This window comes from Chitinophaga rhizophila, assembly GCF_019492185.1.
GTDB classification, from domain to species: domain Bacteria; phylum Bacteroidota; class Bacteroidia; order Chitinophagales; family Chitinophagaceae; genus Chitinophaga; species Chitinophaga rhizophila.
This window is the reverse complement of record NZ_JAICCF010000001.1, coordinates 541,153-563,958: the sequence shown is the minus strand read 5'-3', so window position 1 is coordinate 563,958 and position 22,806 is coordinate 541,153. Positions and strand designations below refer to the sequence as shown.

Sequence of the window (22,806 nt, the reverse complement as noted above, 5' to 3'; positions counted from 1 at the left end):
CTAAGTTTTTTATAAAAAAGGTAAACATATTTGTGAAATTGTAAATCATTTAACGTAATATTGCAACCCCGTTTGACGGGAATGATTCCGTAGCTCAGTTGGTAGAGCAATACACTTTTAATGTATGGGTCCTGGGTTCGAGTCCCAGCGGGATCACAGGGAAATTAAACGCTTCAGGTTGAGAGACTTGAAGCGTTCTTGTTTTACGACATATTGTATACTAAACTTATTATCAAACATTTAAAAGGTTCGAGTCGTGGTGAGGATTTTTTGTCATCCTTTAATTCTTTTCAATAAATATTAAAGCCATTAATTTCATTATTAATTTGAATCTCCTATGCTGAATAATATCTCTCTAAACGATATCTATGATTTCTTTTAAAAACTGGACTGTTAATGGGACCTGTACCTGAAAACTATACGGATTTTTTGTATTGGTTGAAAAATCAAACTGAAAATTACTGGAGTCAAAATCCAGCAACTACGGCGAATGAGGATAAATGTCCGCAGTGGGCATATGGGGCTAGATGGATCGGTATGACCGATGAACAGATCGATCAAGTACAGGAAAAATATTCAATAATTTTCACACCAGAACACAGAGAATTTCTGAAGATCCTTCACACGATCGATAGAAAAGTGAAAGTGTACGAGCAATATGGAGAAGGAGAATATTGTGAGTATTCATTCTTCCGCAACTGGCTGGAGGACGATGAGGACATAAGATCAAGGTTAAATTTTGTATATGAAACTATATCCGCGGATATCCTTAATCATGCATTCTGGATAAATTCTTGGGGCAAAAAATCTGACGATGTCGCGGAAAGAATGAAGACATTTGATGAGTTATATGAAAAAGCACCAAAGCTAGTTCCTGTTATGGGCCATCGATATCAGGTAGCGGATTTATCTTTAGATGAAAGACCTGTGTTTTCTATACTGGGTGCTGACGTTGTTTTCTATGGCTCAGATTTCCGATATTACCTACTTTCCGAAATTCGTGAACATCTCAATATATACCATCTTGAATATAATGAAGAAGATCAAACATGGCATTCAACTCTCAATAAAGAATACAGTGACATTTTTGAATATTATGATAAAACAAAGATTCCGGATACACCTTTTTGGAAGAAGTTCGTGTTGTTCGATTGGACTGACCATACGAGGAATGTCAATTTGTAACTTTGCCAAGTTGGTGTAGACGTAATTTAGGTAGGTGTGAGCCTTTCAGGTGCCAGAAGAACCTCATCAGGAAGAGGCTGCATATACGAACATCCCAATGTCCAGCACTAAGCTCGTTCATCAAACTACTCATTCACGGGCGGCAATCACCACACACTGCACCTCAATTATATACTTTGATCTGTTTGGCATTAAAAAGAATGCACTAGCCATGGTGGAAGTATTCATAAAAATGAAGAGGTACAAACTGTTGACGATGCTGAATCTTTAAACATGCAATGGTGGATTAATAACTTTAAGATAGCAGCAGCTTTTTTATTACAAGACTTAGAGAAGTCAGGGTACTTATACTAATGTGACTGGCAACGATGCGACTTGCATAACAACCATACAACAATGGGCCGCTCATCACACGATGAGCGGCCCATTGTTGTATAATAGCGATGTCTTTTTAGCTATCATTCCGACGACGCTTGCCGACTATTGCGCCTTATTCTGACTAGTCTGTTCAGCTGTTTTTGCCGAGGCATTTGTACCTGTTGTCTGAATTTTGACGCCGTCCACAGTAGTAACTGTTTTCACAGACTGTGTAGTCCGGATACTGGCGTCTCCAATGTAAGCCTTGGTGTAAATAAGCACCGCTCCGTCTTTAGCTTCGCTACCGTACAATTTTACGGCCGTTTCGCCTTTTAGCACATTAACTGAACTGATGTCGTTTGTATTGAGGTTAGCAGGTGCCTCCAATCCATAATGAACGTCGTCTACATAAAACACCGGCCTCATTTTAACTTCGGGGTTCGCTTTCCTGATGGCTACGCCGCCACCGGGAAGTGGTCTTTCCTCCATATCTTCAACGAGAGCGCCCAGTGCTGAAGCGGGCATCGGTGTTGTTACCGGCTCCATTCTGATCTCTTCTACTATAGGTTGCGGAGGTGGTGGAGGTGGTACCGGTTTGCCTTTCATCTGTCTAGCGGCAGGAGCGGGAGCAGGTGGAGCTGGCGGTGGAGGAGGAGGCGCTGTAAAGATAACCGGTGCTGGTTTAACAGTATCATACGGTAAAACCAGCGCTGTTATATGCCTGGCAGAGGTTTCTGCTTTTACAGCCGCCCGGGTGAAATTCAGTGATAATACTGCAATTCCTATGATCGCACCCAGTACTGCATAGCGCACTAACTGATAGCGGGATGATCTTTTCTTATTCATCATCATAATTCTTTGTTTTAAATGTGAGAAATTAAAGTTGTTTGCGATGGCCGTCGCATATGGGATCCCACTTACTTTTATCAGACTGTATTGATAAGCTTTTGCATCCATTCCCTGCTGTAACACACACCTGTCAGTAATGAACTCAAGATTCTCTCGAATAGCAATGCTCATTAGCCACGCCCCAGGATTAAACCAGTAAAAGATCCTGGTGAGTTCCCCTAATAACACGTCCAGCGTATGCCACTGTCTTACGTGTACCTGCTCATGCCTGATGATGGAAATCAGTTCCTCAGGACTATGCAAGGATGGATTGATATAGATATTCCGCATGAAAGAGAACGGATTAACACGACGCGCTGTCACACGTAACCTCTCGTTTCCGTATATCCTTTTTGTTGTGTTTTTATGCAGCTTTAATAATGACAGTAATTGTATCAGTAATCTTGTTCCCATTACCCATACACCGCCCCAGAAAATATACTCAAGCACCTGGTTTATAAGCGGCTTCTCACTCCGCCTGAACATAGAAAGATCTGGTAAGGTCTCCGCTACCGCATTTAGTCCGTGATGATGTTGAATAAATACAGATGGGTCTATCAACGGTCCTGCTGCTGCACATATGATTGCTGCAATCAGGAAAAACCTGTTCAGTGTATAAAAGGTCAAACGTCTTAAGCCAAAGCGATAAGCCAGATAAAACAGGACCAGTATAATGTTGGCTTTTAACAGATAAATCAGCATAAACAATTACTTTTTTTCTATCATTCTTACGATGTCTTTCAGTTCTGCCGGCGTAATTTTCTTCTCCTTGGCAAAGAAAGTGACCAGCGCCTTATAAGAGTTCTCAAAGTAATCTTTCACAAAACCATTCATAAATGCCTGTTTGTGCGCTCCTTCCTGAACGGCCGGCGTATATGTATAGACATTGCCTGTCTTGCGACTGGTCACATATTGTTTCTTCTCCAGGTTTCTGATAGTAGAAGCCAGTGTGGTGTACGGCGGCTGCGGCGATAGATGGTTCTCCAGGAAGTCCTTCACAGACCCTGAACCCGTCTTCCATATGGCGAGCATTGCCAGCTCCTCCTGCTGCGTTAGCTTTTCCATAAACGTGCATTTAAAACAAGCAGTTACGATTGTTTCGTAAATCTACGAAGTTTTCGTAAACTACCAAATAATATTAAAAAATATTAGACTCAAGAGCAACTATTTATCCCAAAACCCCCCTGCGAGGGTCTACAGACAAGCTCGCGGCATCATCCGGCCTACAGGAAGATTTGGCTAAAGCTGAAGGTACTTCCAACGTAATCCGGGCAGCGACATGTGTAAACGCCAGTCCTGATGCCTTTGCATTGGCTTCCAGCATCACTGCTATAACCGTTTCTTTTTCCCGGAACATACATAACACCTTCGACAGAGGAACCGAACCAACATCACTGATGTGGACAAAGACATAATGACACTCCTGTAGAATGGGAGTAAGATGCTTCAAAGCCGCCATCAAACTAACTTCCCCTGTATCAATGTCGCCTTCTGAGTCAATTTACTGGTATACACCTCTGATCAATTTATCAAATGATGAATTGAAGAGGACAAAGCTGTTCCTCACGGGTATCGCTATTCCTGATAAGCTATCTGTATAATTGGTTTGAATGACACACATTTACTTTGGGTAATGGTCATTACATCTTTATGCGGCAGCCGCTGCACTCTTTGGTTCACTCAAATAAGAACACACGTACCTGTATTTATTTTTATTGTTTTCTTTCAGTTTTGGTAGTTTAGAGTCAAATAGCTGCAAAACAGTAAAATGAAATGGATTACACGGGAACGCCCGAAAATTGACAGAATAGCCTGTCCTTGGCTCATTAAGCGCTTTATAGATCCGGAAGCGGAAATCATCTATGTACCATTTTCAGACGTAATAAATCAAGCAGATAGACTAAAAGCCATTCCATTTGACATTCCTGATGTAGAATACACGCACTATGAAGGCCAATGCACCTTTGATTACTTTATCAAGAAGCACAAACTGAATGATCCGGCTCTCACACGAATGGCCGCTATTGTTAGGGGAGCAGATACAGATCGTCACGACTTCGCTCCACAGGCAGCAGGACTGGAAGCAATCTTCGCGGGACTGGCACATAATATCAAGGACGATCATGTATTACTTGAGTTGGGAATGACCATATATGACGGACTATACTCATGGGCTAAAGACCTATATCATTTAAAGCATACGCAGGCAGGCCCGGCAGAGCAAATGCTATTAGAAATATTCAACAGGTATATAAACAATGCTGGCAGCTCAAAGACACCAGAGTGGGTGGCTGAACTAAAATCGCTTATTCAAGATCAAATAGATACCAACCTGAGTATTACATTAAAGGACTTATCAAAAGACCTTGATGTGAATCCTTCATATCTTTCACGGGAGTTTTCCAAATATTTTGATAACCTATCTTACGGGGAATATATAAGGAAACTAAGAATTGACCGCGCCGTCGATTTGCTTAAAACATCCAAATACTCATTAACGGAGATCGCGTACTTAACTGGCTTTTCCGACCAAAGCCACTTCACGCGCATTTTTAGACAACAAATGGGCGAAACGCCCTCCCAATTCAAAAAAAAGCTCCTCAAAAGTAAAAAGGATTCCAAAAGTTAATTCTGTTCTATTCTGGAAGTTGAAGGAGAAATATAATTGCAGTTTAATTCATTTCAGGGAAAGAATATGAAAATAGCTGTGATTCTAAAAACAACCGCTCTATCATTATTTATTACTGGTATTCCGCTAAGAGTCATTTACGCCCAAACAACGGCTTATCCAAAGATTACTGGTTATGTCGGGGTCCTGCACCCTATTGTAACGTTTGGAAACGGTGGTGTACATACAAACTTCGACGGTGCCTACGTCGGAGGGTTACCTACAGGCATAAATATCTGGAAAAGTCCTAAAATAGGCTTCACTTTCGAAGTGGTCCCATTTATCCGAGCCGCAGATGGAACTAGTAAAATGAATAACCTGCTCTTTCATCCTGGCTTACTGGTTTCGCTGGGACATGGTTTCACATTAGCTAATAGATTGGCTTTTGAAACGTCCGGCAGGTATGGAGTAACTCCAGTTCTTAACAAGGTCATTAAGAAATGTAAGGATTACAGTTACTTCATTGCTCTGCCTGTGCCAGGAAGGTTCGGAAACAACCAACCTGCCACGCTGGGCGTAGGTTTTCAATTCGGTGTTGCCTTCTAAATTGCCCACTATGAAAAGGAATGATGCAAACTACACTCTTTGTCAATTTACCATTTACTTTCTAAAATTAGGAACGTAAGGCTTCCGTTGTCCTGTTGCACTTGCTGGTTATATGCACCGCGACCTGGTGGAGCGGAACAAATGAATAAATGAACAGGACTACGAAGAAGGTTTGGCGCTTGTACAAATTTTACCCGGCATTCTATCTAAGTAGCATTAATCCAAAATGAAGCAATCCCGGACTTATACAACAGTCAGGTATTGCCTGGCGACGCTCTTAGTTCTCCACATCTGCTTATAAATAGACTGCAGTTTTGAATATTGTTTGACTTATAAGTTTGAAGATTAGTTGGTAACAAGCTTTTGTTCCCTGAGCAAAGGTAAAAGCGACGCTCCGTTCATCGACGCGTTGTCTATTGTACGCTAATGGTCGTCTATTCCTTCACTTGACATTTTTATCCACCAGGCAAATAAGATATTTCAATCCGCTGCAGTATAATGCAGTCAACTCCCTAACCCTGGACCAGGCGCTTAGCCCAAACCTTGAATTATTCGCGGCCTTATGCCAGGTGCTGGGTAATAAGACATCCAGATATAATGCAATCAACTCCGCGACCCTGGACCACGCACTTAGCCCAAACCTTGAATTATTCGCGGCCTTATGCCAGGTGCTGGGTAATAAAACATCCAGATATAATGCAGTCAACTCCCTAACCCTGGACCAGGCACTTAGTCCAAACCTTGAACTATTCGCGGCCTCATGCCAGATGCTGGGTAAAAACCAGATCCTATGGATGCTGCTGCTACTGCTGCATGCTGCGCTGCCAGGGAGTCATCCACAGTGGCCATAACTAATATATCCATACTACCTCACTCACAATAGCCCCTTACAGCAAACTGTCGTCATTGACTATAGTAATAACAGCTCTCTCACCGTCTCCTTACCCGGTAGATCCACCGCAACAACTATCACCCTGCCTCCCGCAGGCAGCAATGTAGGCCGGTAATGCCAGTCTACGCCATTTCTGGCAAGTACTGCCTGACCGCGCTCCGTAATACTTCCTTCCGCATCTACTACCTGCACCCTCACCTCCGCAACGCGGAACTGATCCTTCGCTGTCACAACCACCTCCTGATCTTCCAACCTGATCTGCTGAATTTCAGGGGAATGATAAGCGTCCTTTACAGCCATATTATATGCGTTCTGACCTGGCCCTGCCAGCGAGGCGTAATAGGCTTTTAATGCCGGATCTGCCAGCAGCTTTAACGCGTATGCCGCCGCAATCCGCATCTTATAACGGGCTTCCAGCTGCCTGGCGGTAGCCTTCTTACCCGACGGACCCCGTTTCTTCGCCATAATAATCTGTCCGTTGCGTTCGTAAATGGTGACTAATCTACCAAGAGAACCCCGCACAAGCTGGAGGAGTATATTATCCTTTACAATAGCCATAAGCGTCAATTTTGAAGTGTGCAAACTCAAAGTTAGGGTATGATACTGCTGTGGTATTTATATTAAACCATTACTTTATCGTCACATAGAGGTCACTCGAATATCCCAGGGATATTCAAGTGACCTCTATATGACCTTATGGTGATGCCATCATATGAAACACAAGCCCTGGTATAACAGAAGGAAGTTGAAATACCCGATCCCTTTTTTTCCACTACATCCAACCTGTATATCCCCGCCAGCCGCCCAGAAATATCAGTACCGGGAAATGTGTAAGGTTTGCTTTTTGGGCGTATCCACACCTCACCTGTACCTTCATGCCCGGGGAGGGTATCAACGTCCGCAGTAAACATTCGTTTCATTTGTCCATGCTCTGAACTTTGTCAAGCAGCCTGCTGCTGATCACCATACCTGCCTGCATTTTTATCGCGGGCATACTTTTAGCGATAAACTCCAAGGACATACCATCTCCTCATTCCAGGCGCTGCACGTAAATGCTACAGGAGCGAACTCTCTGCTGATGCAGGGGAGGTGTCATCATATATAAGTATTTAAAATGAATAATTTTCTTGTTGCTGGCATCGGTGCAGCTGAAGGCGGTATTGAGGCGCTGGAGGCTTTCTTTCAAGTTACACCGGTCAATGCTGGTATCGCGTATATTGTCCTACTACATAGTTCTCCCGGTCATAATAGCCCACTTGCAGCTGTCTTGCAGCGTTTGACAGCAATGCCGGTAATGCAGGTTACACATAGGACGGCTATCCGGCCGGATGTGGTTTACGTGATCCCGTCAGATAAGAACGTGGAAATTACTGACGGATACCTGACGGTTACTGACAATGCTGATATAGCTACGCAGCGCGCGCCAGTAGATGTTTTTCTGCGCTCCCTCGCAAATGCCTATGATGGCCGCTCTGTATGTATACTATTGTCAGGACTTGGGGCGAATGGCTCCATGGGATTGAAGCGTGTGAAGGAAAGGGGAGGCGCTGTCTTTGTACAGCATCCCGGGGAAGCGAACTTCAACGAAATGCCCCGGCATGCGATCGCTACCGGTATGGTAGACGAAATATTGTATGCGCGCGAGATCCCGGCAAAAATTATCAACTATCGCAAAGCCAGCAGTATTCTACATATCGATGATAATGCTGACGAGCAAGTACATCTGGATGAACAGGTGCTCCGCTCAATTTTAACCGAACTACGTTTGCATACCGGGTATGATTTTACCGAATATAAAGAGCAAACGCTGCTGCGCCGTATTGGTCGTAGACTCCCTCTTCACGGACTACCCGACTTGCCGGCTTATGCCACGTTTCTTCGCCAGCATCCTGATGAATCCAATGCTTTGCTGAAAGACCTACTGATCTCTGTCACCAACTTTTTCAGGGATAAAAGGATATTTGAAGAGCTGAAGACCATCATTTTACCAAAGATCCTGGATGGCAAAGCCCATGGTGACGGAATACGCATCTGGATTGCCGGCTGTGCTACAGGTGAAGAAGCTTACAGCATCGCCATGCTCTGTGCCGATCTGACGGCAGATATTCCTAATCCACCTAAGATACAGCTCTTTGCTACCGACATAGACGAACGGGCCATCCTCGCTGCCAGAGAAGGTTTTTATACTATCAATGATGCTGCAGACATACCTCCGGATCTGCTGGGCCGCCACTTCATCAGCGAGAAAGACGGCTACCGGGTGCGTTCTGAACTGCGGGAAATGATCCTTTTTGCCAGTCATAATTTCCTGAAAGATCCCCCTTTTTCTCACATCGACCTTATCAGCTGCCGTAACGTGCTGATCTACCTGAACCGGTCAACGCAGGAAAGAGTAGTGCAGTCCTTCCATTTTGCGTTAAATCCTGGAGGCTTCCTGTTACTGGGTACTGCCGAAAGTGTGGATGGTGCCAGTGAACTATATGATAACTATAGCAGGGAGCTGCATATATGGCAAACCCGTCGCTCATTACCCAAAAAGGTTGTCATATCCCAACGCCCTGTTATTAAGGAACTACCGACGCCACAGCAGAAAACAAGGCTGCGCGCCCGTCCTGAACAGCCGTCTTTTGGTCCGCTGCATCTGAGGCTGCTTGAACTATACGCGCCACCGTCACTGATTGTTAATGATGCATATGATATCGTTCATAGCAGCGAACATGCAGGGAAATACCTGAGAGTAGCTGGAGGCGAGCCTACGCGTAAACTGCTGAAACTTGTTCCTGAAGAACTAAGGGCCGATCTGCGCACTGCACTGTATACAGCCTCCAGGCACAAAGTCGCTGCTACTGCTTCTGGTCTGAAAATGTATGTCGCCGATCAGGCTGAAACGCTTAATATTCATGTAAGGCCAGCGCCTGAATTATATGATCCTGCTGCGGGGGACTTTCTGCTGGTGATATTTGAAGCAGTTACTGATCAAAAGTACGAAGTAACACACGTCGTTGCCAGTGATGAACCTGCCAGACGCCTCGATGAGGAAATAGTTGTACTCAAGGCCCAGTTGCGCGCAGTAAATGAAAAACATGAACTGGCTATCGAAGAACTGAAGTCAGGTAATGAAGAGCTCCAGGCCATGTATGAGGAACTGCGCGCGGCCTCTGATGAAATGGAGTCAGGTAAAGAAGAGTTGCAGAGCATTAATGAAGAACTCAGGGCTGTCAACCATGAGCTCAAGATCAAGGTTGAGGAATCGAGCATGACAAGCAACAACCTGCGTAACATTATCAACTCTACTGATATTGGTACTATCATACTTGACCGTAACTTTCAGCTGGTGCTCTTTACACCTGCTGCCGGTAATATATTCAATCTGATTCCTGCTGATCTGACCCGGCCATTGTCCGATATCACCAGCCGGTTAATCAAAGATAACCTGGTCGCCATTGCAGAGAAGGTACTTTTGACGCTCCACAGCGTTGAACAGGAGATGGAGACTTCGGATGGCGGGACCTTTCTTACCCGGATCACCCCTTATCGTACCGATCAGGACCGCATTCTCGGTGTTGTTATTTCCTTTGTAGATATCACCGCCAGTAAGAAGGTGGAAAGAGCCCTGAGAAATGCGGAGGAGTGGAGAAAGCTGATTATCGAAAGCGCGGCAGATTATGCCATTCTAACCCTGGACCCCGACCGTAAGGTAAATAGCTGGAACAGCGGGGCTCAGAATGTATTCGGTTATGCTGACGAGGAGATGATCGGCAGGTCAGGAGATGAACTGTTCGTACCGGAAGATCGCCTGAAAGGTGATCCGGAAAAGGAAGCAGCGCTGGCATTAACTGTTGGAAGAGCAGAAAATGAACGCTGGCACCTGCGCCGGGACAAATCCCGCTTCTGGGGATCAGGTATTACCCATCCCCTCCGTGATGACAATGGCAACCCTGTCGGCTTTGTGAAGATAATGCAAGACCTCACCGGACGTAAACATGCTGAGCAAGCTTTGATGCAGGCACATACGCACCTGTCAGAGATACTCGAAAGTATAGGCGATTTCTTCTATGCACTGGATAAAGACTATTGCTTCACCTATGTTAACAATAAAGCGGAAGAAGCCTGGGGCGTACAGCGGTCAGCTATATTGGGTAAGCCATTCCTGGCAGCTTTTCCCCAGGCTGCCAACAGCGAATCATGGCGTATGCAGCTGCAGGTAATGGAAACCCGTGAATCAGTACATTATGAAGTAGTGTCCCCTTTTCTGCACCGATGGATCAGTGTAGGGATATTTCCTTCCTCCAGTGGAGGCATTTCTGTATTCTTTCACGATATCGAAGACCGCAAAAGGACGGAGCATGCACTACGCGCAAGCGAAGCCCGTACCCGTACGCTGGCCGATACGATACCACATATACTCTGGGCGAACGATGTGGCGGGGCAGGCTATCTATTTCAACAAACGCTGGTTTGATTACTCCGGCCTTTCGGAAGAAGATGCTATTGGCCCCGGTTGGCAGGCTATTGTACATCCGGATGATGCTACCCAGGCCATTGAACGCTGGAATATGTCATTTGCGGCAGGAGAAATATTTGATACAGAATTTCGGCTGAGACGCCATGATGGCGTATACCGCTGGTTCATCGTTCGTAACGTGCCCTTGAAGAACCATGCAGGTGAAATGTTGCACTGGTTTGGCTCTGCTACAGATATTGAAGAACTTAAAAACCTGCAGGATCATCTTACCCGTAGTGAAGAACGGCTACGTGTTACTACTGAAAGTGCAGTCGATTATGCCATTATCAGTATGGACCTGAACCGTATTGTCCAGAGCTGGAGTAGTGGCGCAGAGCGCATTTTTGAGTATACTGAGCAGGAAATGCAAGGCAGGAGCGCAGATATCATTTTTACCCCGGAAGACCGCGCAGCAGGAGCGCCGGAACAGGAGATGGTCATGGCCCGCGATGAAGGTAGAGCCCCCGATGAACGCTGGCATATGCGGAAAGACGGCAGGCGTTTTTACATGAGTGGAGTAATGAGGCCCATCTATCACCAAGGTACTATTGCCGGCTATGTTAAAGTAGCCCGCGATATGACCAGACAGAAAGAAGGTGACGAAATGTTGCGCCTTTCGGAAGAACGTTATCGTATTGCACTAGCCTCTGCTGAAATGGCTGCATGGGACTGGAACACGGAAACCGATAGTGTTGTGTGGAATGAACAGCATTTTCATATACTGGGACTTATGCCCGACGGCAAAGAAAAGAGCCTGGACTTCTTTACCCGCTTTATTCATACAGAAGATGTAGACAAAGTAAGCGAGGCCCTGCAAAATGTAGTAAATGGCGAAAGTCAATTTAATATGGAGTTCAGGATCAGGCGGGCAGACAATGATCATATCCGGTGGATGAGTGGTTTCGGACGGGCGGTAACCCGTGATGAACATGGACATGCTGCGCGTATGGTTGGGGTCATGTATGACATTACGCCACGCAAACGGATTCAGGAACAGAAAGATGAGTTTATCAGCATTGCCAGTCATGAACTGCGTACGCCGGTAACGAGTATGAAAGCCTATACACAGCTGTTACAGGAGATATTGGAAGAGCGTGGCGATACACAGAATGTATCGCTGATGAAGAAACTGGACAGACAGGTAGACCGGCTTATCTCTCTTATTTTTACCCTGCTGGACGCCACCCAGATCACCGAAGGGAAACTGAAGCTGCACAAAACAGACTTCCCGATAGATGAGCTAATAATGGAAGTAGTGGATATACAGCAGGGCATCGCGGGTAGTCAGCAGATAGTACCAATGTTAAAAGCCAATACTATCATACATGCTGACCAGGAGCGCATCCGGCAGGTGGTTATCAATCTGATCGCTAATGCAATCAAGTATGCGCCAGGGACAGAGCAGATTATTGTAACATCCGGCCTGACCGACGGCAGTGTGACTATCTGTGTACAGGATTTCGGTGTCGGCCTTGATGAAAGGGAACAGCAAAAGATATTTGAACGTTTCTTCCGGGATGAAGATGTGGGAAGTATCTCCGGCCTGGGGCTCAGCTTATATATCAGCGCTATGATCCTGCGCAGGCATGGCGGCGGGATTACTGTAGCGAGCCAGAAAGGAGCGGGGGCACTGTTTTGTATAACACTGCCCATCCGCGGTGATGAATAAAGTTGATCACTTGCTGTATGATGAAACGGCCGCTATTCTGCACCGTCTGTCTTCGCTCGTTGTATGGCATAATTACCTACATTCCTGCCTACGACCAGCCCGACCCCACAGTCGCTTTTGTTGTAGTGAAGTCCTCCAAGGAATCTGGATCTGGCTGCTTCCTCCGCCATGGCATCATAGGCAGCGGCCCTCTCAGGAATGATATGTCCGAGAATCTTGGCAGCTGCGCCACTGAAGGTGGAATGTCCGGATATATAAGAAGGGAAGTTCGGTACACCGGTCAGCGACCTGATATTAGGATTCATCTGGCAGGGGCGGGGGTTGAAGTAATGATACTTGGTATCCCAGCATACAATAGCAGCGTCCATTTCGGCCATTGCCAGCAAAGCAATATTCCTTGCCCAGCGTACTTCACTGAAGTCTTTCCTGAGAAAGTCCTCACAGGCAATAGACATCCAGTGGCCGGTAGGCGTATAGGTACCAGCGCCGTCAGACCAGAAATGTATGATACGGATATCTTCCCGGCTTGCCCCTGACGTCTGGGTAAATACTTCCTGGGTCTCTGCCTTCATTTCCTCCCCGGAGGTAGAAGGTGGTGGACCAGGGCGCAGCGCGATGACTGTCAGCGAGTCAAACAGGAAAGGCTTTACCTTACCAAATAAGGGTAGCATTGGCGGCCGCTTAGGCGTTTCAAGACTTTTCCATGGTATCTCTCCTTTAGCAATACAGGCGTCTTCCATTTGTTTCCAGATGGCAGGGTTACCTGCTGCAGCACCGGCTCTGTCACCACGGGCCCTGGCTACAAATTTCTGCGCTATTGCCTTTCCCAGCGCTTCCCCTGCTTCAATATCACTGCGGACGTTGGCCCCGGCAATGATGCGGGCACGCTTTTGTTCTTCCGCCTTCTGCTGAATAAACTCCTGGTCACCAGGAAACAGCAGCTTCATCATCTCTGCCGCTGCACCTGCCAGCGCGGCATCTTCCGACGGATAAGAAGGTAGCGTGGATGCCGGCACCAGTAGCTTTAGACTGCTGTCTACATGATAAGGTGCTGCCCTGTTGTACAACGTCTTGTAATACCAGGTAGCCACCAAGGCATCATACTGGGCAGCTGCCACATAAGCGTATGCCCTGGCCGCATAAGGCGGATTGGCAAATGGGAACAGCGGGTATGCAAGCGGATTGTTAGGATTGGGAGCAGGGTAGGTACCATCCTCATTCTGATAAGGCGGTAAGTTATGTTTGGCTACCAGCTCACGCATGATTTCATTCCAGCGCAACACAGCGCCGGCACTCCAATACTTTACGATCCGCTGTTCTTCACCAGTGAGGTCTGCCTGCCAGGACTTAATCTCATTGATCTGCGCAATGTAGTCTGGCGAAGTAGTAGCTCCGGGAGCTGCGACGGGTACTTCTGATGGTGAGGACAGCAATACAGGTTTCCAGGTACCTGCATCCAGGTCCTGGTTGTCAGGGTTGAGCGCCGGTATATTATCCGTCCTTCCCGATATCTCTTTATTACAGGCAATAATGATGATGGCCGCAGTTGTAAGCAGGATCAGCGGATAAAGAATGATCTTCTTCATATCAGTTAGGTTTTGAGGATGGAGCGGTATGGAGAGACTTATGGGAGAAGTTCAGTATATAGAAAAGGGAGCCATAGACCGTATTGGCCTGCCCCATATTCCTGCCGGCAATAGTGGTATTACCACCACCCACAAAGGAAAGCTGGGGTAATGCCGGCACTACGTATTTGATATTAATACCTGTTGTAGTAGCATTCATACGATTACTCGGGAAAGGCATATTATTCCTTGTTATGTCAAATCCTCCCAGTGTATTCCAGATATTCACGACACCTTCAGCTATCCACCGCCGGTTCCTGAAGCCGGTACGGAAGTTATAATTGGCAGCATCCGGCATACTTACCTCGTGGGTATTGTGCATTTCCGTTGTGTAGTAGGACTCCCTGTCTATGCGGATATTATCCCGGAGAATGTAGGTGGCCGACGCTGTGACAAAGAAGCTTCCCAGCTTATAGTCAACGATTATTCTGCCCGTAGCCGTTTTGCTATGAAGACCTATGGATAGCGGCAGGTAGTCAGGCGTATAGTTGGTGAGGGGGAAAGATATACCCGCAACGCCAAGTACAGATATTCTGCCGTTGCCTATCATGTGTTGGATAGGCCTCCATTTCAGGAACAGGCTGAGGTCCTGTAATCCCTGCATGCCTTCCAGCGTACCTGCAGAGGCGTTGGTTTTAACGTATGGTACGTTGAATAATACGTTAAACTTCTTTGTGATGCCATAATTGCCCATTACGGCAATCATTCTGGTGGAGACAGTTCCCAGGTTCTGGTTGTCTCTTTTCCGTGTTCCTTCCCAATAGTTCTTCCAGCTGCTGTAACTGTACATAGGGCCTATGCAGAACTCATTCTTTGACATCATAAGCGCGTCAATGTCCGTCTGCGCTGAGAGAGAATGAGGCCGAAGCAGGGCGCAAAGCACCATAACAGCCACTACCATTGGGGCGGTTGATCTTTTCATTGTTCGGAAGATTTTGGTCACGAATCTCATAGATCGGTTGATTATATCAACAACATACTTGTTCTACGAGTAATAAATATTCAATTTGTGGGTAAGTAGATGCCACAGAAGGATACGCTGTTACTGCACATTATATCCATTCATAACAAAAAAAGTAAAGCATATCGTGTTGGCTCTATTCCACTGTCACTGTATATCTCATTGTCCCTTGTTAGTACTTCATAACATTCACTATAGCAAAAGTGTGGTGATTGTACTTAAAGCTATATAAAAGTTCGCTGAATTATGTCACATGAACGTTTTATACTTTCATAATCAGCTGTCTTTTTTTTATGCCGGTGACCGCAGCTACACAGGCGGTATTGAGGAGGAGTATAGTAGGTCCTGCCGGCATGGATACCGCAGGTCATTAAAGGCAGCAATTGTACGTGCTTATTTTTTCTGTTGCTGCAATGTTTTTGGGGATTGTCTGCTGAGGTGTTTTGCATCAGTAAATGGTGGTAAAACGGGCTGCTGATAATATCGCCCATAGATTGCAGTAATTGTACAAATGGGGCTGGGGAGATGTTAAATGATATTGATAGCCATGTTGATAAAGTGTATATTTTATTATATACGAGGGCGGTTCAGGCCAAAAAAACAATGTCAGCGGGGATGATCTGGTCTTGCATAGAACCATGCGTCAGGAGATGCGTTATCTTTAAGTTGAGCAAGATTTTGTGATGGATGCATTTTTCACCCGTAACATTATTTAAGATGAGTCATACCAACTCAACCCAGAACATTTTCCGCATTATTTTAGGATCACTGCTGGTATTTACAGGCATCGGACACCTTACCTTTCTGAACGTTCCCTTCCAGTCGCAGGTACCTGTATGGGTACCACTGGATCCGGTGCTTGTTGTAAACCTATCCGGCGTGGTAGAGCTGCTGATTGGCCTATCCCTGTTATTCTGGACATCCAAACGTGTCCTGGTAGGCTGGATAGCTGCTATCTTTTTTGTGTTGATCTTCCCGGGTAACCTGGCACAGTATCTTAGCCGGACGGACGCTTTCGGCCTGAACTCAGATGCATTACGCCTGACAAGACTGTTTCTTCATCCCCTGCTGGTAGCATGGCCTTTGTGGTGTACCGGCGCATGGAGAGCATGGCGGCAGGGGAGGAGTGCCTCAGGCATGAATTTACATGGTAGTGCTGTCAGGTAGTTAAAAGCCCTGGAATCAGCACGGTTAGTATTATTCATGTTGCAACAGGAAGTATTCAACAGGAAAGCCCGGATGCTATGAGCTCCGGGCTTTCCTATAGTGTAATATTGTGTTCTTTCGCTGTATTAGTTAGCCATACCTTCCTGAAGGGTAGCTAGCGCTGACTGCGCATATTTTTTCTGATAAAGAGGCCGGCTTCTTTTAGCCTGTCGGTTGTCCATACATTACCTGCACAGGTACCGGAGGTCCATATAGCGCCGCTGGCTTTGTTATCGCTAAAGTTCCAGTTAGTCCAGCTGATCTTCTTTTTACGCATCAGGTCCATGTACCGTTGTCCTAACACCAGGTCATTTGGACCATCGCCTGAAGCTTCCTGGGTACCAAATTCTGTTACGAAAACGGGTAAGCGGTCAGAAGCCCAGTCCAGGTGTTGCAGGTAAGCTTCCTGGTGAGTTTTAGCGTAAAAATGAAAAGAGTACATGATATTCGGATAGGAGAGTGTATCGTCCAGGATTTCCTGCGCGCCGCTTTTCTCTGACAGCCCCAGAGAGGACCAGCCTCTTGTTCCTACGCAGATCACCGCGTCATTATCAATAGCCCTGATCACAGGGATGACCTGTTCCGCATATTTTTTAATGCTTGCCCAGTTGACGCCATTGGGCTCATTACAAATTTCATAGAGCACATTGTTATTGTTCTTATAAGTATTAGCGATGTCAGTAAAGAACCTGATGGCATTGCCGGTATTATGGTTAGGATCTCCCGGCGTCAGGATGTGGAAATCGATCAATGCATACAAGCCCCTGGCAGTTGCCTTATCAACAAATTGTTTTACCAGCGCAGTATACTTATCTGGGTTTGTTTCATAGCCTCCTTCCTGTACATACATGGATACGCGCAGTATATCTGCTTTCCAGTCACGGGTCAGCGTATCCAGTGCCGCATCTGTAATACATCCGGCATACCATTGAAGCCCCTGGGTACTCATACCTCTGAGCTGTATAGGGTGGCCCTGCTGGTTACAAAGCTTTGTACCTGCTACATGAAGCTGCCCATTGGTAGCCACAGGCGTCTGGGCGTGGCTATAGCCAGTCATGCATAGGTTGAACAGTAATAACAGGGAACTGATAAAAGCGTTTTTCATTTTGTGCTTGTTTATAGTAAGAGCTGTTAGTAAGTGCCAGCAGACCGGCAACCGGGTAACAGCAACGTGAAATAATACAGCCGGAAGAGATAAATATATAATGTAAAATGAAAACCGGCGGTAATTATTTTAACCCGTTGTTGTTCACTGACTGATGGTGGGGTTTGCCCTTATTTGTATAATGAGAAAGTCTCCGGGTATGAACCGGAGACTTCCAGGCTGGCAACGTATAGTTATTGCCAGTAGATCATAACCCGCCGTGTTTAATCTTGTAGGATAGGAAGGATGCTATTTCCTGTGCCTTATATGCATTGGGGAAGCCGGTATTGGATAAGCTTCTGTAGAGAGTCAGCTGGCTCTCCTTTACCTGACTGCTATCCCCGAGGCTGTGTTTGAATGAGGATAGCTCCTCAAAGTGATATTTACCTGCCAGATTTTTACTTTCGTCCCTGCGTTGGGAGTAACCATTGGAAAAAAACTTGGGTGCCTGTGTTACATAGAAGACGTTATTGGTCTGATTGGCCTCATTGCTGCCGCCCTTGTCGATGTACATAACGAGGTAATAGTTGCCGGAAAGAGTAGGCATATAATAGTCCCAGCTGATATAGGGAAGGCCAAAGATGGTCTGGCCCAGGGATGCGCCGGGCGAAAGGTCGTAATTGATTCTTGCATAGTTGGCGTTAATGTTCTGATAGGTATTCTGGGGAATGCTGGTAGTAAACTCTCCCCTGAAGATAATGCCGTAGTTATTTGCGTTGAAAGCATCCATCCACAGGTAGTATATATTCCAGTTGGAGGCCGCCTGGATAGCCTGCGATCCGACGTTTTTTACATCGAAGAAGGTCCTCCTGGCGTTGGAATAGAAGTTTTGGGTAGGATATAGCGTGTAATCTGACATGACCATCGACGTAAGATCAGGACCTCCATTGGTTGGCGTCTGCGGATCGACCGTAGTAGTATTGTCATTGAAGGCAACAAATAGTGACCGCTGACCGCCCTGCACACAGAACTTATTGACCAGAAAGTCATATCCTACCCAGGCATATCCATAGTCTCCCCAGCCTGTTCCCCAGGAGTTGATGATCCGGAATGCATTACGGGCATCATCATATCCTGCAATTACCATGGCATGTCCGCTTGCATCAGCACCGTAGTTCAGGTTATTCAGCACAGCGCTACCCTTCCAGCGTTGAAACTCTCCATTTACCATGGCACCCAGTACAACAGGTACCCCTTGGGCCAGGTATTCTTTGATTTCTGTCACCGACCCCTGTATACGCCGGAAGTTTTTGATCTTGTTGGCAGCAGCACTGGAAGGGTTACCTGGGGAACTTTGGTGGCATACCTGGTCATAAGGCACGCTTAACAGGGTATTTACCCCTCTGTTAATGAGTACATTGAAAGCGTCGTCGAAGAAGGTGCCAGTGTTACAGGCTCTCCTGGAGGGCTCGATAGCAAAGAACAGATCAGTAGGAGAGTATTGATAGGAATTGTTCTGTAACTGGGATTGGGACAGATTTCTGGCAATACCGTCCAGGTAACTTTTGGTATTGTATCCTACCGCCCAGGCTACACAGGTACCCAGCATTCCCTGATTACCAATGGGAGGGAATTTGCCTGTCAGGTCTACACTGGCAGGGAGTGAGCTGCCGGACTGGTAATTGCCGTAATTGATGGCAACGGGGATTGTTTGTGAGTAGTTTTCTCCGCTGTTCCATCCGGTACTGAACTCGCAATTTGTACAGTCAGGAGGTTGTGGGGTGGGATCATCTGCTTTTTTATCATCTCCCCAGCAGGAGATCGCAGATAGAGCCAGGATGATAAGTAGCGGGCGTATTGCTGATTTCATAACTAATGGATTGTGCATGGTGAATGTTGTTGGTTTGCTGTTGCCGGGCAATTGTATAGAAGCGTTTTATCTGGAGTTACTGGTGTTCTGTACCGGCTGTTGTAAGTGTTGGATGACAATCAGGTCCGTTTGCTGTTTCATTGATCAGTTGCTTATGAGTAGCTGTATGCGCAGGCAGCTATACTGTTGCGAAGTTAAAAAGGGTGGAACTGGCAAAAAATACAAACTAGTTTGTATTTTTTGCAGCAGATAGAGACCTGTTTTCGATTGCATGGAATGTAACAGTTGAAGGTAGCGGCAGGTGATTGTTTGTAGCGTAATGTCGGGGCTATATATGGAAAGATGTCTGATGGCGTTCACTAGATGGTTCTCCAAAGCATTATTCCAAGTTTTCTTGTAGAGCCATTAGTCGAACAGTGTTAGTATAACTGCTCTTTCTGTGGATGGATGCCAGGCAGTCTTTCGCTTATCCATCTAACTTAACAAATGCTGTTGTAAAATTAACATAAAACCGGGTGGAGATACTGTATTAAGGCGACAAACACCGCTTTGGGGATACTGATTGTCAATAAGGGCAATAGTGTAGCTGAGATGCTTATTAGGAAACTGTATAATCATTTTTATATATTTGTTTTTTAAAACCAATAGTATATTCCTATGACCAGAAAGACAGTTGTCCTGTTGGTGGGCCTTATCTCCATTTCAACAATTTTGACAGGACAGGTTAAAAAGACAATTATTCCAGTTTTACATCCGGGTGAACAGTACATTTTCAGGAGTACTATTATTTCAGACATTCACGAAGATGGTGTAAAAGCCATTAACCAGAGCTATTCCTATAGTTGGTTCCTGCGTGTAATAGGAAAGAATGCGGCGGGGAAGAACTTGATCAGGGCTACTTACCTGAAGATTAATCATAAGACCGAGCACCTGTTTACACGTGAGAGCTCCGGTTTCAATTCAGATGATTTTAAGGAGTTTGTAGTAAAAAGCCTGAATGACGAACAGCATAAGCAGAACGACAGGCTGCGTAAGTTAGGTGAAGGCATGATGGGTAAATCATTTACACTTTACTTCGACGAAAATATGCAGATTAATGAAGTTACCGGATTGGATACACTGATTAATATTGCATTGGCAGGTATGGAAGAAGAGAATACGCCCGCACAACAGGAATTTGAGAAATCTACCAGGGGGCTGATCAACAATGAAGAGGTGCAGAAGATATTTGAAAATGCATTTGCTTACGTAACAGAGGATGCTGTAGGTGTAGGCGATAAGTGGAGCAGCAATGAGACACATAATGTTGGTCCGGTAAGAGTGGAGTATGTTGTTAAGTCGGAAGATGGCAGTAACCTGGACATCACGGCTTCATCCACAACAGTTACCAACAATGATATACAGGTAGCTTATTCGCGTAAAGGTACTATTACGGTAGATAGCAAAACAGGCATGCTGGTGAATGCAACCATCAAAGATGATATGAAACCGCGGGGAGGTGCAATATCGAGGCTGGTTATAAAGACGATGAAGAGTGAATTACAGAAGAAATAGTTCATACAGCATTACCGGTGCAAGCCGGTATATAACAAAGGCCTCTAACCAGAGGCCTTTGTTGTAATTACTCCTGATAAATAAATAATTTACTGTTAACTTCCGGTTTTCGGAGGCATGAATAGTCCGTGTCTCGTCATTGATGATCCTGTTAATATTCGTTGTTTATGTCAGAACTCAGCTCGTTATTTGTAAAACTCAAGATGAAGCAAGATAGTCTCAAACGTTTCTTTGAGGCCAGGCCGGCTGCGCCAATACCCGATGAAGACTGGGCGGCATGGTGGAACAGCCGGGATATGTATTCAAAATCTACGCTACAAGACATTCCTATGTCATCAGCTGCATCTAATGGAGAAGTCTTTGAATCCTGTTTGCAGGCTCCGGAAACATTTAGTCTGATTAAGACGGAGGAAGATATCTATATCTTTACGAGTCTGATGTTCAGCGAGAATTACTATGAGATACTGCCGATGCTGGCAGTATTGAAAAGCGTAGCGCAATATATGGAGCCGGGGGAGGAAGGAGTTGCGTTTATCTATGACTATTTCTGGGGAGGTGCAGCGGTGATGGCACACCTGGAATTGTCAGCAGGAAAAGCGGTACTGAAGCATACTAAAGATACGTCAGAGATGGATGAAGTTTTGGTGAATGAGGCAAATGCGGCATTGCAGGAGGCTATGGACGCTTTGTCGGGTAAGGAGACTGACTGATACCGGCCGTACGATGAATAACGTGAGGGGGTGTACTGCTCCAGGCAAAATAGTTTAAAAAGCTGCTCTTACAGGAGCAGCTTTTTCTTTATTGTTCAGGCTCATTTTTACGAATAATTAACATTAGTTAAATACATGTTAATCCATCTGTTAACGTGATGATAATGTGCAGATCATTATGCAATAGTAGGTAACTTCGCGCCTTCATGTGTCTTTCCTGTACATATTCGTAGACAACCAAAATCATCATCCATGAAGAGATACAACAAACATACAGATACTCAGCTGATAGAGTTGCTCAATAAAAAGGACCGGATTGCATTAGGGGAGGTCTACAATCGTTATTGGAAGAGACTATATGACCATGCCGTTTCCGTTATAAAGGATAATGGAATAGCTGAGGATGTAGTACATGATGTTTTCATGTCTCTTATAGTGAGAAAAAAAGCCTTAAATATTAATTGTACCCTATTTACTTATTTGTGTAAAGCGGTGATAAACCGTAATCTTAAGGAGGTTAGAAGAAAACCTGTACGCAAAAGATTCTTCCAATCCTATACAGAATGGCATATGGAAGGTGCCAAAATGGTGGATGATGCCATCCGCGAACGGGAAATAGTAGCTATAATACATGGTGTTATCAGGACATTGGCACCGGATACGTGGGAGGTTTTCCGGCTCCACACGGACCATAAGCTAAGTAACAGGGAGATAGCAGAACGTATGAATCTGACAGAATCAGGCGTTAAAAATCGTATTTATAGGGTAGATAAGGCGTTGAAAAAGATATTGAGCTTCTTTGAATGGGCCTGTATTATCAGCGTTATTTACAGTCACTATGCGCAATCGGGTAACCTTAAAAGTCCGTCGTCAAAAGCCCTGGCTCCTGTTGAAACCGGTATTACTACTCCTAGCTGCTAACAGATATCAACCCTGACTAAAAAAAAATATTTATTTACGCGCGACTTTTGGCCTGCTTAGGGGACTATATATTAAACCAGCCACTGAAATAGAGGAGAAGCAAAATCATCCTGGAGTTTTAAGTCGGCCAATATGCTATTATCAGCAATACATTGACCTGATAGACC

Annotated in this window: 17 protein-coding genes and 1 tRNA gene; 10 read left to right on the top strand and 8 right to left on the bottom strand. The window is 45.5% G+C overall.

Translation table 11 applies throughout. The annotated features are described in order from the left end of the window. The first annotated feature begins 83 nt into the window (after positions 1–83). Together K1Y79_RS02035 and K1Y79_RS02030 are read left to right on the top strand one after the other, a co-directional pair. Positions 84–156 (top strand) — tRNA-Lys (locus K1Y79_RS02035). Between the two features lie 240 nt (positions 157–396). Continuing rightward, positions 397–1,185, top strand: a complete 789-nt coding sequence (locus K1Y79_RS02030; RefSeq protein ID WP_220248333.1) for a hypothetical protein — start codon at positions 397–399, stop codon at positions 1,183–1,185. 480 nt (positions 1,186–1,665) lie between these two features. Here K1Y79_RS02030 and K1Y79_RS02025 read toward each other — a convergent pair whose 3' ends face one another. The 3 genes from K1Y79_RS02025 to K1Y79_RS29475 form a co-directional block, all read right to left on the bottom strand. Then, on the bottom strand, positions 1,666–3,132 hold the full coding sequence (locus tag K1Y79_RS02025; RefSeq protein ID WP_220248332.1) for a M56 family metallopeptidase: 1,467 nt from the start codon (positions 3,130–3,132) through the stop codon (positions 1,666–1,668). Positions 3,133–3,138: 6 nt separating this feature from the next. Next, complete coding sequence (locus K1Y79_RS02020) at positions 3,139–3,495, bottom strand: BlaI/MecI/CopY family transcriptional regulator (protein ID WP_220248331.1); 357 nt, start codon at positions 3,493–3,495, stop codon at positions 3,139–3,141. A 103-nt stretch (positions 3,496–3,598) separates the two neighbouring features. Next, positions 3,599–3,913, bottom strand: coding sequence for an ACT domain-containing protein (locus K1Y79_RS29475; protein ID WP_394370760.1), 315 nt, complete (start codon positions 3,911–3,913; stop codon positions 3,599–3,601). Between the two features lie 285 nt (positions 3,914–4,198). Between K1Y79_RS29475 and K1Y79_RS02010 the strand changes: the two genes are divergently transcribed. From K1Y79_RS02010 to K1Y79_RS02000, 3 genes are all read left to right on the top strand, one after another. Next, a complete protein-coding gene (locus tag K1Y79_RS02010) occupies positions 4,199–5,059 on the top strand; it encodes a chromate resistance protein ChrB domain-containing protein (RefSeq protein WP_220248329.1) in 861 nt (286 codons plus the stop codon). A 66-nt stretch (positions 5,060–5,125) separates the two neighbouring features. Next, positions 5,126–5,644 carry a hypothetical protein gene (locus tag K1Y79_RS02005; RefSeq protein WP_220248328.1) on the top strand — a complete coding sequence of 173 codons (519 nt, stop codon included), beginning with the start codon at positions 5,126–5,128 and terminating at the stop codon, positions 5,642–5,644. 446 nt (positions 5,645–6,090) lie between these two features. Further along, a complete protein-coding gene (locus K1Y79_RS02000; RefSeq protein WP_220248327.1) occupies positions 6,091–6,495 on the top strand; it encodes a hypothetical protein in 405 nt (134 codons plus the stop codon). Between the two features lie 59 nt (positions 6,496–6,554). Here K1Y79_RS02000 and K1Y79_RS01995 read toward each other — a convergent pair whose 3' ends face one another. Beyond that, the gene (locus tag K1Y79_RS01995) at positions 6,555–7,094 is read right to left on the bottom strand and encodes a hypothetical protein (RefSeq protein WP_220248326.1); all 540 of its coding nucleotides are present in this window, start codon (positions 7,092–7,094) and stop codon (positions 6,555–6,557) included. A 556-nt stretch (positions 7,095–7,650) separates the two neighbouring features. Here K1Y79_RS01995 and K1Y79_RS01990 point away from each other — a divergent pair. Next, a complete protein-coding gene (locus K1Y79_RS01990; RefSeq protein WP_220248325.1) occupies positions 7,651–12,708 on the top strand; it encodes a PAS domain S-box protein in 5,058 nt (1,685 codons plus the stop codon). A 32-nt stretch (positions 12,709–12,740) separates the two neighbouring features. Here the strand turns inward: K1Y79_RS01990 and K1Y79_RS01985 are convergent, their stop codons facing one another. Continuing rightward, positions 12,741–14,294 (bottom strand): phosphatase PAP2 family protein, encoded by a 1,554-nt coding sequence (locus K1Y79_RS01985; RefSeq protein WP_220248324.1) that lies wholly within the window; start codon positions 14,292–14,294, stop codon positions 12,741–12,743. 1 nt (position 14,295) lies between these two features. Next, positions 14,296–15,255: a hypothetical protein gene (locus K1Y79_RS01980; protein ID WP_220248323.1), complete on the bottom strand. Its 960-nt coding sequence runs from the start codon at positions 15,253–15,255 to the stop codon at positions 14,296–14,298. A gap of 756 nt (positions 15,256–16,011) precedes the next feature. Here K1Y79_RS01980 and K1Y79_RS01975 point away from each other — a divergent pair. Further along, entirely contained in the window at positions 16,012–16,461 is a 450-nt protein-coding gene (locus K1Y79_RS01975) for a DoxX family protein (RefSeq protein ID WP_220248322.1), read from the top strand. A 154-nt stretch (positions 16,462–16,615) separates the two neighbouring features. On the opposite strand, the gene K1Y79_RS01970 is transcribed toward K1Y79_RS01975, so the two are convergent. After that, on the bottom strand, positions 16,616–17,605 hold the full coding sequence (locus tag K1Y79_RS01970; RefSeq protein ID WP_220248321.1) for a glycoside hydrolase family 5 protein: 990 nt from the start codon (positions 17,603–17,605) through the stop codon (positions 16,616–16,618). A 247-nt stretch (positions 17,606–17,852) separates the two neighbouring features. Then, positions 17,853–19,454 (bottom strand): C1 family peptidase, encoded by a 1,602-nt coding sequence (locus tag K1Y79_RS01965; RefSeq protein WP_220248320.1) that lies wholly within the window; start codon positions 19,452–19,454, stop codon positions 17,853–17,855. A gap of 657 nt (positions 19,455–20,111) precedes the next feature. On the opposite strand from K1Y79_RS01965, the gene K1Y79_RS01960 reads away from it, so the two are divergent. From K1Y79_RS01960 to K1Y79_RS01950, 3 genes are all read left to right on the top strand, one after another. Continuing rightward, a complete protein-coding gene (locus K1Y79_RS01960; protein ID WP_220248319.1) occupies positions 20,112–21,008 on the top strand; it encodes a DUF6263 family protein in 897 nt (298 codons plus the stop codon). A gap of 167 nt (positions 21,009–21,175) precedes the next feature. Then, complete coding sequence (locus K1Y79_RS01955; RefSeq protein WP_220248318.1) at positions 21,176–21,718, top strand: hypothetical protein; 543 nt, start codon at positions 21,176–21,178, stop codon at positions 21,716–21,718. A gap of 252 nt (positions 21,719–21,970) precedes the next feature. After that, positions 21,971–22,639, top strand: a complete 669-nt coding sequence (locus tag K1Y79_RS01950; protein ID WP_220248317.1) for an RNA polymerase sigma factor — start codon at positions 21,971–21,973, stop codon at positions 22,637–22,639. Positions 22,640–22,806 lie beyond the last annotated feature (167 nt).